General features: G+C 61.3%; 7 protein-coding genes and 1 tRNA gene. 7 read left to right on the top strand and 1 reads right to left on the bottom strand.

Annotated elements, in window-relative coordinates; translation table 11 throughout:
- Positions 1–117: 117 nt before the first annotated feature.
- The 5 genes from ACQ4MM_RS02335 to ACQ4MM_RS02315 all read left to right on the top strand — a co-directional run bounded on the left by ACQ4MM_RS02335 (position 118) and on the right by ACQ4MM_RS02315 (position 9,251).
- The gene (locus ACQ4MM_RS02335; RefSeq protein ID WP_431475852.1) at positions 118–678 is read left to right on the top strand and encodes a hypothetical protein; all 561 of its coding nucleotides are present in this window, start codon (positions 118–120) and stop codon (positions 676–678) included.
- Positions 679–783: 105 nt separating this feature from the next.
- Positions 784–2,961 carry a TonB-dependent receptor plug domain-containing protein gene (locus tag ACQ4MM_RS02330; RefSeq protein WP_431475851.1) on the top strand — a complete coding sequence of 726 codons (2,178 nt, stop codon included), beginning with the start codon at positions 784–786 and terminating at the stop codon, positions 2,959–2,961.
- Between the two features lie 52 nt (positions 2,962–3,013).
- Positions 3,014–5,020: a M13 family metallopeptidase gene (locus tag ACQ4MM_RS02325; protein WP_431475995.1), complete on the top strand. Its 2,007-nt coding sequence runs from the start codon at positions 3,014–3,016 to the stop codon at positions 5,018–5,020.
- A gap of 107 nt (positions 5,021–5,127) precedes the next feature.
- Positions 5,128–7,155 carry a M13 family metallopeptidase gene (locus ACQ4MM_RS02320; protein ID WP_431475850.1) on the top strand — a complete coding sequence of 676 codons (2,028 nt, stop codon included), beginning with the start codon at positions 5,128–5,130 and terminating at the stop codon, positions 7,153–7,155.
- Positions 7,156–7,238: 83 nt separating this feature from the next.
- Complete coding sequence (locus ACQ4MM_RS02315) at positions 7,239–9,251, top strand: M13 family metallopeptidase (RefSeq protein WP_431475849.1); 2,013 nt, start codon at positions 7,239–7,241, stop codon at positions 9,249–9,251.
- Positions 9,252–9,482: 231 nt separating this feature from the next.
- Here ACQ4MM_RS02315 and ACQ4MM_RS02310 read toward each other — a convergent pair whose 3' ends face one another.
- Positions 9,483–10,022 carry a c-type cytochrome gene (locus ACQ4MM_RS02310; RefSeq protein WP_431475848.1) on the bottom strand — a complete coding sequence of 180 codons (540 nt, stop codon included), beginning with the start codon at positions 10,020–10,022 and terminating at the stop codon, positions 9,483–9,485.
- 151 nt (positions 10,023–10,173) lie between these two features.
- Here ACQ4MM_RS02310 and ACQ4MM_RS02305 point away from each other — a divergent pair.
- A tRNA-Arg gene (locus ACQ4MM_RS02305) sits at positions 10,174–10,249 on the top strand.
- Between the two features lie 231 nt (positions 10,250–10,480).
- Positions 10,481–13,225 (top strand): type VI secretion system Vgr family protein, encoded by a 2,745-nt coding sequence (locus tag ACQ4MM_RS02300; protein ID WP_431475847.1) that lies wholly within the window; start codon positions 10,481–10,483, stop codon positions 13,223–13,225.
- Positions 13,226–13,233 lie beyond the last annotated feature (8 nt).

The following is a 13,233-nucleotide window of genomic DNA, read 5'->3' as shown; positions in this document are numbered from 1 at the left end:
AAGAAAAACAGAGCCACCGGCGGGCCAGCCCTACACTGGTTTCGCTATTTCTCTCTACCCTAAAGTGGTTTATGCCTGCGGGACCCCCGCAGGCATCTTTTTTTCCGGAGCAAGAGTATGAAACTGATACGCACTGCCCGTGCCGCCTGGCTGGTATTGGCCATGGCTGTCGCCCCGGCCTTTGCGGTGCCGGTTATGGACATGCGCGCCGAAGACCTGGTGCCCATGGCCTCCGAATTCCGCAAGTCCCTCAACCTGAACGCCAACCAGCAGACCCTGTGGGCCAAGGTCGAGAGCCAGAGCAAGGCACTGTTGCGTGAGCGCAAGGCCCGCCGCGAGCGCCTGCAGGAAGCCACCAAGCAGGGTTTGCAGGCCCAGAGCGTCGAATTGCGCGAGCTGCAGGCGGGGCTGGAAGCCGAGCAGGCTGCCACGGTAGCTGAAGACCGCCAGTTGCGCGAGTGGTGGCTGGGCATTAACGATGCGCTGGATGACGGCCAGCGCCAGGCCGCGGCAAAGTTTCTGGTCGATCAACTGATCCGCATGGAAGAGGGGCCCGGCGGGGGCCGTGAACGCCCGGCCAGCGAGGAGGGCGGCCATCGCGGCGGCCATGGCGGGCGCGGCGGAGCGGGCGGTGGCATGGGCGGCCCCGGTGCGGGCGGCGGCAGCCGCGGCATGTAAGTATCTTTAAGTAACATTGGCGGAGGCCCTGTGCCAGCCGCCGGGGTGGGGATTACAATGCCAGCGCGGCGCCAACCGGCCTGCCGCGTGCAACATTGTTCATTCATGAAGAAGCTGATCCCTTTCGCCCTGGTCACCCTGGGCGCGGCCTCCGGCGCCGCCGCCCAGCAGGAACCAGTCAAACCCGCCGACAAAGTCATCCCGCAGGTCACCATCAGCGGCGGCCGCCAGGACGATATGACCGAGCGCCGCAACTCCACGGCGGGCAAGCAGGTTTTCGGCCGTGAAGAACTGGACCGCAATGGCGACAGCAATATCGGCGACGTGCTGAAACGCCTGCCGGGCATCACGCTTGGCGGCCGCGCCGGCCGGGGCGGCGAAGTGCGCATGCGCGGCCTGGGCAGCGGCTATACCCAGGTGCTGGTGAACGGCGAGCGCCCGCCGGCCGGCTTCTCGATGGAATCGCTGTCGCCCGACCAGGTCGAACGCATTGAAGTGATGCGCGGCCCGGTGGCGGAACACAGCACCCGCGCCATCGCCGGCACCATCAACATCGTGCTGCGCGACGGCTACCAGATGCGCGACATCCAGGTGAAGGCTTCCGACCGCATCGAGCAAGGCCGCCATTCGCCCGAACTGTCGGTGACCGTGCCGGGCAAGTCCGGCGCGCTGGCCTACACCCTGTCGGCCTCGCTCAATTACAACCGCCAGCACGACAGCAGCAGCACCCACAATACGGACATCGAAGCCGACGGCGACCTGGCCAAGGAGCAGTTCCTCGACAGCGAGAGCAGCGGCAGCAACAAGGGCCTGCACCTGACGCCGCGCTTTTCCTACAAGTTCGAAAACGGCGACACGCTAAACTTCCAGACCTTCCTGATGCACCAGAAGTCGCGCAGTGCATCGGAGACCAATCTCTCGCAGCCGGTCGGCAGCCAGCCTCCCGAGTACAACCTGGCGCAGCAAACCAATGACGGCGACGTCACTTTCCTGCGCGGCTTCGGCAACTGGGTGCATCGCCTGCAGGGTGCCAGCAAGCTTGATGTGAAGTTCGGCTTCGGCCTTGGCAAGCGTGACAGCGATTCGCTGCGCTACCAGTACGATACGCAGGGCACGCTGCTCGATCGCTTCACCGATACTGACAACACGCGCGACAAGAGCCTGAATACCGGCGGCAAGTACACCTCGCCGATCGGCGCCGGCCATTTGCTGGCGGCCGGCTGGGATCTGGAAGCCAGCCAGCGCGAGCAGGTTCGCGTCTCGCTGGACAAGAACGGCAATGCGCAATTCGCCGACTCCGGCGATAACCTGAGCGCCGACACGCGCCGCGCCGCCTTGTTCGCGCAGGATGAATGGGACATCACACCGCAATGGTCGGCTTATGTCGGCGCGCGCTGGGAAGGCATCCGCACCACGTCCGACCGCAGCAGCGGCACCGTCAGCAACACCAGCAAGGTGTTCAGCCCGTTGCTGCACGCGGTATGGAAAATTCCCGGCTACGAAAAAGACCAGGTGCGTGCCAGCCTGACCAAGAGCTATAAATCGCCCAATGTGCAGGACCTGATCGCCGTACCATCCCTGTCTCGCCTGAACAGCGCCACCAGCCCTGACCGCACCGGCAACCCCAACCTGAAGCCGGAACTGGCCACCGGCCTCGATCTGGCGTATGAACACTACCTGGGCCGCAGCGGCATCATCAGCGTCAGCGGTTTCGTGCGCAATATCGACAACCTGATTCGCCGCGAACTCACGCTGCAGCAAACCGAACTTGGCCAGCGCTGGGTTTCTTCGCCGGCCAATATCGGCCACGCCCGCACCAGCGGCATCGAACTGGAAGCCAAGTTTGCGCTGTCCGAGCTGATGGAGAATGCGCCGCAGATCGATTTTCGTAGCAACTACAGCCACTTCTGGTCCAAGGTTGACGGCATTCCTGGTCCGGACAACCGCCTTGACCAGCAAGCGAAGCAGACGGCCAACCTGGGCCTGGACTACCGCCTGAAAGATATTCCCCTCACGCTTGGCACAAGCTACAACTGGACGCCGGCCATCCGCACCCGGACCAGCGACAAGCAAGTGGTGGAAACCAGCCGCAAACGCGTGCTGGACATGTATGCGCTGTGGCGTTTCGACAGCCGCACGCAAATCCGAATCAGCGCTAACAACCTGCTGGCGGATGATGCAACCGGGTACAACCTGGTCAACGCAAATGGGCTCGCCGCACAGGCAGCCACGCTGAACCCCACATACACCCAGTGGAGTGTTCGACTTGAATCCAAATTCTAAAGGGACAAAGAGAGTGAAACGACATATCCTGAGCACCATCACCCTGAGCCTGATGGCGGCATTCGCCCATGCAGGCGGCCATGAAGGCCACGATCACACGTCGGCCCCGACTTCCGGCATCGACACGCGGTACATCGACAAGAGCGTGCGTGCCCAGGACGATTTCTTCCAGCACCTGAACGGCGAATGGCTGCGCAGCACCGAGATCCCAGCCGACAAATCGAGCTGGGGCTCGTTCGCCAAGCTGCGCGACGACACCCTGTTCCAGCTGCGTGACCTGATCCAGGGCCTGCAGGGCCAGAAAAACCTGAAAGGCGACGACGCCAAGATCGCCGCGCTGTACGCCTCGTACATGAACGAAGCCAAGCTGGAAAAGCTGGGCGCCAAGCCGTTGGCCGGCGAACTGTCCAAGGTTCGCGGCCTGAAAGACAAGAAGGGCATTCCATCCCTGATTGCCCACTTCAACAAGACCGGCGTGCCGGCGCCATACGGCGTGTTCGTCAGCCAGGATGCGCGCAACTCGACCCAGTACGCCGCACACATGGGCCAGTCCGGCCTGGGCTTGCCTGACCGCGAGTACTACCTGAAGAAAGACGACGCCAAGATGGCGGATGCGCTGGCCAAGTACGAGCTGCACGTCGCCAAAGTCCTCGGCCTGGCCGGTAACAAGGACGGCGCCGAAAAAGCCAAGGCTATCGTCGCACTGGAAACCGAACTGGCCAAGGTGCAGTGGTCCCGCGTCGAGAACCGCGACCCGGTCAAGCGCTACAACAAGATGGAAATCAGCAAGCTGGCTGAAAGCGCGCCAGGCTACGACTGGAATGCTGCCCTGGGCGCCACCGGCATTGCCGCCAAGACCGACAGCGTGATCGTGGCCCAGCCAAGCTACATGACCGAGTTTGCCAAGCTGGTTGAAAGCACCCCGCTGGAAACCTGGAAGGCCTACTTCGAATGGCAGCTGCTGCGCGACGCGTCGCCTTACTTGTCGAAGGACTTCGACCAGGCTAACTTCGCCTTCTACGGCACCGTGCTGACCGGCGTGACCGAACAGCAGCCACGCTGGAAGCGCGGCGTGGGCGTGGTGGAAGGCGCGATCGGCGAAGGCATGGGCAAGCTGTACGTGGCCAAATACTTCCCGGCTGAGCGCAAGGCGCGCATGGAAGAACTGGTGAAGAACCTGCTGGTGGCCTACAAGCAGAGCATCGACAGCATCGACTGGATGAGCCCTGAGACCAAGAAACAGGCGCAGGAAAAGCTGGCCAAGTTCACCCCGAAAATCGGCTACCCGAACAAATGGCGCGACTACAGCAAGCTGCAGTTCAAGGAAGGTGACCTGATCGGCAATATGGGCCGCGCATCCGAATTCGCCTACAACCGCAACCTGGAAAAGCTGGGCAAGCCGATCGACAAGGAAGAATGGGGCATGACTCCGCAGGCGATCAATGCCTACTATCGTCCTACCGCCAACGAGATCGTGTTCCCGGCCGCCATCCTGCAGCCGCCGTTCTTCGACATGAAGGCTGACGATGCGGTGAACTACGGCGCCATCGGCGCGGTGATCGGTCACGAAATCTCGCACGGCTTCGACGACTCCGGCTCGCAGTACGACGGCGACGGCAACCTGCGCGACTGGTGGACCGCCGAAGACCGCGCAGCCTTCAAGGTGAAGGCGGACGCCATGGTCAAGCAGTACGGCTCTTACGAGCCGGTGCCTGGCTATAACATCAATGGCAAGCTGACCCTGGGCGAGAACATCGCCGACAACTCGGGCCTGGCGATTGCCTACAAGGCGTACAAAATCTCCCTGGGCGGCAAGACCTCGCCCGTGATCGAAGGCCTGACCGGCGAACAGCGCGTGTTCATGGGCTTCGGCCAGGTATGGCGCACCAAGATGCGCGAGCAGCAGGCGATTGTGCAGATCAAGACCGACCCGCACTCCGCCGGCCGCTTCCGCGCCAACGGCACGGTGGTCAACCAGCCAGCCTTCTACGAAGCCTTCGGCGTCAAGGAAGGCGACAAGATGTACGTCAAGCCGGAAGACCGGATCATCATCTGGTAAGCATCGTTTTGCTAAAAAGCCACGCTACAGCGTGGCTTTTCTTTTAACGTTTCATCCTGGCGTGCTAGAGTCGCGCGATACCGTCACATCTACCTAGGAGGGTAACCTTGAAACGCAAGATCCTGAGCGCCGTCATCATCGGCCTCTTCGCTGCCAATGCCGCTATCGCGGCCGGCAAGCCTGCACAAAAGTCCGGCATCGAAGCTCCCAACATGGACAAAGCTGTCCGTGCCCAGGACGACTTCTACCAGCACCAGAACGGCACCTGGCTGAAGAACACCGAGATCCCGGCCGAGCGTTCCACCTGGGGCACCTTTGTGCAACTGTCCGATACGGTCCAGGCGCAACTGCGCACCCTGATCGAGGAAGCCGCTGCCAAAGGCGGCAACGCCGACGCCAAGCGCGTAGGCGACATGTACGCCGCCATGATGGACGAAGCCCGCGCCGAACAACTGGGCATCACCCCGCTGGCCGGCGAGCGCGCCCGCATCGCCGCCCTGAACGACAAGAAGCAGCTGGCCGCCCAGTTCGCGCACTTCTCGCGCATGGGCGTGAGCAGCCCGTTCGACGTCGGCATCCACCAGGACAACAAGGACTCGACCCGCTACGTGGCCGACCTGTCCCAGTCCGGCCTGTCGATGCCTGACCGCGACTACTACCTGAAGAAAGACGACGCCAAGCTGGCCGACACCCTGGCCAAGTTCGAAACCCACGTGGCCAAGATGATGGCGCTGGCCGGCGACAAGAACGCCGCCGTTACCGCAAAAGCCGTGGTCAACGTTGAAACCCGCATCGCCGAGATCCAGTGGACCAAGGTCGAGCTGCGCGACCCGGTCAAGGCTTACAACAAATACGAGATCGCCAAGCTGAAAGAGCTGATGCCAGGCTTCGACTTCGACACCTGGTTCGAAGGCGTGCACATCAAAGGCAAGTTGAAAGACGTGATCGTCAGCCAGCCGACCTACCTGCAGGCGCTGGACAAGGTGATCGCCGAAGTGTCGATGGAAGACTGGAAGGCCTATATGGACTACCGCTTGCTGGCGACCCTTTCGCCAGAGCTGTCCAAGGCCTTCGTTGACGAGAACTTCTCGTTCTACGGCACCACCCTGAGCGGCGCCACCGAACTGCGCCCACGCTGGAAGCGCGCCGTGTCCCTGACCGAAAGCTCGATGGGCGAAGCGGTCGGCAAGCTGTACGTGGCCAAGCACTTCCCGCCGGAAGCCAAGGCCCGCATGGAAAAACTGGTGAAGAACCTGCTGCAAGCGTTCAACCAGAGCATCGACACCCTGGAGTGGATGGGCCCTGCGACCCGCAAGGAAGCCCACGCCAAGCTGGCCAAGTTCACCACCAAGATCGGCTACCCGAACAAGTGGCGCGACTACAGCGCGCTGGAAATCAAGCGCGACGACCTGGTCGGCAACGTGATCCGCTCCAGCCAGTTCGAACACGAACGCAATATCAACAAGCTGGGCAAGGCGATTGATCGCGACGAATGGCTGATGCCACCGCAGCAGATCAATGCTTACTACAACCCGGAGATGAACGAGATCGTGTTCCCGGCCGCCATCCTGCAGCCGCCATTCTTCGACATGAAGGCTGACGACGCGGTCAACTACGGCGGCATCGGCGCCGTGATCGGCCACGAAATCTCGCACGGTTTCGACGACCAGGGTTCGCAGTTCGACGGCGACGGCAACCTGCGCAACTGGTGGACCGAGGAAGACGGCAAGCGCTTCAAGGAGCGCACCGGCATCCTGGTCAAGCAATACGGCGAATTCGAAGCGCTGCCAGGCTACAAGGTCAATGGCGAGCTGACCCTGGGCGAAAACATCGGCGACAACTCCGGCCTGGCCGTAGCCTACAAGGCATACAAGCTGTCGCTGAAGGGCAAGAAGGCGCCGGTGATCGACGGCTTCAGCGGCGACCAGCGCTTCTACATGGGCTGGGCCCAGGTATGGCGCACCAAGTACCGCGATGCGGCGCTGATCTCGCGCATCAAGGCCGACCCGCACTCGCCAGGCCCGTTCCGCACTAACGGCACCCTGCGTAACCAGCCCGGCTTCTACGAAGCGTTCGGCCTGAAGGACGGCGACAAGCTGTACCTGGCGCCGAAAGATCGCGCGATCATCTGGTAAAAACCGGCCAGCGGCCGCCGCATATCGGTGTCAGACCCTGCGGGTCTGACACCGGTTCACCGGTTCTGAGAAAGTTCCCCACAATGAAAAAAAACCTGATCGCCGCCGCTGCCGCCGCGCTGCTGGCCACCGTCGCCAGCGCAGCAGACAAATCCGGCATCGAACTGCAATACGTCGACCCCGCCGTCCGCGCGCAAGACGACTTCTTCAAGCACCTGAACGGCAAGTGGCTCGCCACAACCGAAATCCCAGCCGAAATGTCGAGCTGGGGCGTATTCGAAAAACTGTTCGAAGACATCCAGCCGCAACTGCGCACGATCATCGAAGACTCCGCGCAAAACGCCGACACTGCCGACAAGAAGCGCATCGGCGACTTCTACGCCGCCTTCATGGATGAAGCGCGCCTCGAACAACTGGGCGTCGCGCCAATCCAGCCCGAGCTGGCCCGCATCGCCGCCCTGAGCGACAAGAAGCAATTGCCAGCCCTGTTCGCGTACCACAACCGCCGCAACTTCGCGGCGCCGATGGACCTCGGCATCCACCAGGACAACAAGGACTCCACCAAATACGTGGTCGACTTCGTGCAGTCCGGCCTCGGTATGCCAGACCGCGACTACTACCTGAAAAAAGACGACGCCAAGATGGCCGAGACGCTGGCCAAGTATCAGGCCACCGTCGAAAAAATGCTGGCGCTGGCCGGCGACGCCAATGCCGCCGCGAACGCCAAGGCCATCGTCGCCTTCGAAACCAGGATCGCACAACTGCACTGGTCCAAGGTCGACCTGCGCGACCCGGTCAAAGCCTACAACAAGGTACCGGTCGCCAAGCTGGGCGAACTGATGCCGGGCTATGACTGGAACGCCTACCTGAATGGCCTGGGCATCGCCGGCAAAGTCGACTACGTGATCGTCAGCCAGCCAAGCTACCTGAAAGCGCTGGACAAACTGCTGGCCGAAACCCCGCTCGAGACCCTCAAGCCATACTTCGCCTGGAACGTGATCCGCCACAACGCGCCATACCTGTACCAGGCTTTCGTCGAAACCAACTTTGAGTTCTACGGCAAGCAACTGGGCGGCGCCACTGAAATGCGCCCACGCTGGAAACGCGGCGTCTCCGCTACCGAGGACGCGCTGGGCGAAAGCATCGGCAAGGTCTACGTCGAGCAGCACTTCCCGGCGGCGAATAAAGCGCGCATGGAAGAACTGGTGAAGAACCTGCTGGCAGCCTACAGGGACAGCATCGACAAGCTCCCTTGGATGAGCGCCAAAACCAAGAAGGAAGCGCAAACCAAGCTGGCCAAGTTCACGCCGAAAATCGGCTACCCGAACAAATGGCGCGACTACGGCGCGCTGACCATCGATCGCAACGACCTGGTTGGCAACGTGACTCGCGCCACTCAGTTTGCGGTACAGAAGGAACTGGACAAGCTGGGCAAGCCGATCGACCGAGACGAATGGGGCATGACGCCGCAGACCGTCAACGCCTACTACAACCCGGAGCTGAACGAGATCGTATTCCCGGCCGCCATCCTGCAGCCACCATTCTTCGACGCCAACGCGGACGACGCGGTCAACTACGGCGCAATCGGCGCCGTGATCGGCCACGAGATCTCGCACGGCTTTGACGACCAGGGCGCGCAGTACGACGGCGACGGCAACCTGCGCGACTGGTGGACCAAGCGCGATCACGCCAACTTCAAGGCCAAGACGCAGATGCTGGTCAAGCAGTATGGCGCCTTCAGCCCGGTCAAAGGCTACAAGGTCAATGGCGAGCTGACGCTGGGTGAGAACATCGCCGACAACTCCGGCCTGGCGATTGCGTACAAGGCTTACAAGCTGTCGCTGGGCGGCAAGCCGGCGCCGGTGATTGACGGCTTCAATGGCGAGCAGCGCTTCTACCAAGGCTGGGCGCAGGCATGGCGCGCCAAGTCGCGTGAAGCAGCGCTGATCCGCCAGGTCACCACCGACCCGCACTCGCCCGAAGAATTCCGCGCCAACGGCACCCTGCGCAACCAGCCAGGATTCTACGACGCGTTCGGGTTGAAGAAGGGCGACAAGATGTACCTCGCACCGAAAGAGCGCGTGATCATCTGGTAAAACCGGTAAAGCGGGGTCAGGCACAAGTGCCTGACCCCCCAACGGTCTTAAAGCCGCCGCTTGGGTTCTAGGCCGTTGATCTTCGAAAAAGTTCAACGGCCTAGAACCAACATCTTTTACTGCTGTGCAGACAGGGTCTGACCCTTGGGTCAGACCCCGGTTTACCGGTTCAAAAAGGCAAAAAAAAACCGCTCCAAATCGAGCGGTTTTTTTTTATATACGGGGGAAAGATCAGCCCTTAGGCTCCGCAGCCGGCGCCTCAGCAGCCGGAGCAGCCTGCTTCACCTCAGGCTCCTTGAACTTGCCACCAGACTTATTCGCCATGAACACAACAGCGCGCGCCACTTCCACATCATCCAGGTCCGGGTTGCCGCCCTTGGCAGGCATCGCGCGCAGGCCGTCGATAGCGTGCTTCACAACAGTGTCGTAACCCTGGGCAATACGAGCACCCCAGGCGCCGTTATCGCCGACCTTAGGAGCACCAGCAGCACCGGAGCTATGGCAAGCCGCGCAGGTAGCGGTATAAACCGCTTCGCCGGCCTGCAGTACTTTAGGAGCGTTCACGTCCTTCAGGGTAAAACCGTTATCCGAAACAGGCTTCAGACGAGCAGCAATAGCTTCCGCACTTTGGCTTTCCGAACCCGCGCCAGTCAGTTTTTCCTGGGTCACAAACTGCACCAGCAAAACGATGCCAATGATGGTAACAGCGAAGAAACCTACAACGGCAGCGACCAGCTGCTTAGGCGTTCTGATAGCGGATTCGTGGCTCATGATTTCCTTAGGACAGTTTTTCGAAGCTGTTGGAGGGTTATCTATTTGGCATTTTTCATGCCGGGCCCTCGTCAAACCTGCGATTATAGTCGGAAACCCCTAGCTATGGAATGGATTTCCGGCTATCCTTCGTGTCTCTTCAGTATCACCTGCGGCTGTAGCTCAGTGGATAGAGTATCGGCCTCCGAAGCCGAGGGTCGTGGGTTCGATCCCCGCCAGCCGCACCACTTTCACCTTCATGTTTACCTTCCCATAACTTCGCCTTTTGGCAAGGTTTTGCGTCCTTTTGCTCCACGCAGGAAGCGATTGCTAGCGTTTTAAAAGTTGGCGCGCACGATTGAACGTTGCGCATTGGCACAACATTAGTCCATTTATAATCTGTTGCTATTTTTGTATTCTTGCGCGCTATCGCTTGCGCCGGGCAACTGCAAGGACTATGCACCATGAAAATGAATGGCATGTCTGACTCGCTGGCAGGACTGCTGCCAATCGGAACTCTGGCGGGCACCAACCGGCCGATCCGCCTGCGCCTGTCCGACGCGCAGGACGACCTCCTGCTGGTGAAGCACGTCAGCGGAACGGAAACCATCTGTGGCGGCATTGATTACCGCCTGTTGTGCGTATCGAAGAGCGCCGGCTTGCCGACCAAGCAGTTCATCGCAGTGCCTGCAGAAGTGCAGTTCGTGACCGACACCGGAGACTTACGCTCCGTGTGCGGCATTGTCGCCGAGGCCATCGAAGGGCAAAGCGATGGCGGCCTGGCGACATACCAGCTGGTCATCCGCGACGCCCTGGCAATCATGGAACTGCGCACCAACACGCGCGTCTTCCGCAACGCCAGCGAAGTCGACATCACCCAAACGATCTTGAGTGAATGGTGCCAGCGCACGCCAATGATGGCGCGCGCCTTTGAGTTCGACGTCGGCCAGTTGCGCAGCTATCCCCCGCGTGAATTCACAATGCAGTACAACGAGTCGGATGCCCAGTTCCTGCGCCGCTTGTGGAAGCGCCGCGGCATCGCATGGTTCGTTCGTCCCGGCAAATCAAGCGAGAGTAACGACGACAGTGTGCCGGCGCATACGTTGATGCTGTTCGACGACGTAACGGCGCTGCAGCAGAACGCCGCCGGAACGGTCCGTTATCATCGCGACGATGGCACCGAAGCGCGCGACAGCATCACAGCCTGGCACGCCGTGCGCACCCTGAATCCAGGCAAGACTAGCCGTCAAAGCTGGGACTATGCCAACGCCCAGATGACGGGCAGCGACGAAACCGGCCGCAATGATCAGGGTGAATGGGGTAACCAACTTGCGGCAACCCTGGAAGACTACCTGGTTGATGTGCCACATGCCGGCGACAGCAGCTCGGACTATCGCGACCTCGGCACACTACGGATGCTTCGCCACGAGTACGAATCGAAATGCTATCGCGGCGAGAGCGGTGTGCGCGACCTTTGCATTGGCCAATGGATCGCGGTGAGCGGACATGCCGCGATCGATTCCCATCCGCCGGAAGAACGTGAGTTCGTGGTCACCGAACTGCATGTCGATGCCGAGAATAACCTGCCCAAAGCCTTGAACGACAAGGCACGCCGCCTGTTCGCCTTGAATCGCTGGAGCGGTGGCGGCCAGGGCTCCGCATTGGAGCAAGCCAGCGAAGAACGCGGCGTGCGCTACACCAATCATTTCAGCTGCGTGCGGCGTGGCATTGCCATCGTGCCGGCCTACGATCCCCGCATCGACCTGCCGCGTACCGAAGCGCAAAGCGTGATCGTGGTCGGGCCACCGGGAGAGGAAGTCCATTGCGATGACCTTGGACGGGTAAAAATCCGCTTCCCGGCCTGCCGGCCGGAAGACCACCCCAATGGCGCCGGCGCTTCCGACAGTGAGCGCGACTCGGCGTGGGTACGCATCGCCGGTACCTGGGCCAGCCGCCAATGGGGCGCGATTTCATTGCCGCGAGCCGGCGACGAATGCATCGTCACCTTCCTGGGCGGTGACCCGGACAAGCCGATCATTACGGGCCGCGTGCACGGCGGCACGACGCCGCCGCCAACCTTCAGCCACGCCGGCGGCTTGCCAGGCAATCGCTACCTGTCTGGCATCAAGAGCAAGGAAGTCCAGGGCTCACGCTACAACCAGTTGCGCGTGGACGACACGCCCGGAGAGATCAGCGCCCAACTGGCAAGCGAACATGGGCATAGTGAGCTGAATCTCGGTTACCTGACCGCTCCTCGCTTCGACGGGAAAGGCAGCCCGCGCGGTGAAGGTGCGGAGCTGCGTAGCGACCATGCCGTGGCAATCAAAGGCGCCCAGGGCGTCTACATCAGCGCCGATGCGCACCTGCGTGCGGCCGGACGCCAGTTGGAACGCGATGGATTGACCGGCCTGGCGGATGCCCTGCAAAGCATCCAAAAACAGCTCGCCGAACTGGCCGGCACCCATCATGCAGAAGATGGCGATGGCAAGCCCTTGTCGCAGTTGATCGGCCATCTGAAGCAATGGGAAAAAGGCAGCAATACCGACGGCGGTAAAGGCAACCCGGCTGGCGGTCAGCCGATCGTCGCGGTGAATGCACCGGCCGGAGCGATCCTGGGCAGCTCCGACAATATCGTCATCGGCGCACAGACGCATGTGGATGTCGTCAGCGTTGGCCATACGCAGTTGTCGGCGGGGCGCAGCTTGCTGATGCGCGCGGCGCAAAGCGTGAGCCTGTTCGCGCACAAGCTGGGCATGAAGCTGGTTGCCGCAGAAGGCAAGATCGATATGCAGACGCACCAGGACGACATCGAGCTCACATCCGCGAAACGCATCGTGCTGTCCGCCTCCGATGAAATCGTCATCCAGGCGCCGAAAGTCCGCATCGTGAGCCAAGGCGCCCAGACGAATTACGGCGGTGGCGCGATCACCCACCAGCTAAGCGGCGCTTACACGGTCAAGTCGGCCACGTTCGCGCATAGCGGCGCCGGTGATGCCAGTCCGCAGGCATTGGATCTGCCGAAGAGCAAAGTCCAGTCGGATGAGAAATTCATCGTACGCTACATCGGCAGCAATGCCCCGGTAAAAGGCGCGTCGTATGTCATCAAGCTGAACAACGGCAATGTCATCAGCGGGAAGACCAATGCCAAAGGCGAGACCGAGCTCAGTAAAGAACAAGAGATGCTCATCGCCGATATTGAAATTCGCGATGACGCAGACGCCTGACGAGAAGA

It is taken from the genome of Massilia eburnea (assembly GCF_050709955.1).
GTDB lineage: Bacteria > Pseudomonadota > Gammaproteobacteria > Burkholderiales > Burkholderiaceae_D > Rugamonas > Rugamonas eburnea_A.
The sequence above is the reverse complement of the archived record's forward strand: the minus strand, read 5'-3'. Positions and strand labels throughout refer to the sequence as shown.

What these genes read in the sequence shown, in the direction of transcription:
- ACQ4MM_RS02335 (WP_431475852.1), top strand. Translation starts at nt 118, where the DNA reads ATGAAACTGATACGCACTGCCCGTGCCGCCTGGCTGGTATTGGCCATG.
- ACQ4MM_RS02325 (WP_431475995.1), top strand. Translation starts at nt 3,014, where the DNA reads ATGGCGGCATTCGCCCATGCAGGCGGCCATGAAGGCCACGATCACACG.
- ACQ4MM_RS02300 (WP_431475847.1), top strand. Translation starts at nt 10,481, where the DNA reads ATGTCTGACTCGCTGGCAGGACTGCTGCCAATCGGAACTCTGGCGGGC.
- ACQ4MM_RS02330 (WP_431475851.1), top strand. Translation starts at nt 784, where the DNA reads ATGAAGAAGCTGATCCCTTTCGCCCTGGTCACCCTGGGCGCGGCCTCC.
- ACQ4MM_RS02315 (WP_431475849.1), top strand. Translation starts at nt 7,239, where the DNA reads ATGAAAAAAAACCTGATCGCCGCCGCTGCCGCCGCGCTGCTGGCCACC.
- ACQ4MM_RS02310 (WP_431475848.1), bottom strand. Translation starts at nt 10,022, where the DNA reads ATGAGCCACGAATCCGCTATCAGAACGCCTAAGCAGCTGGTCGCTGCC.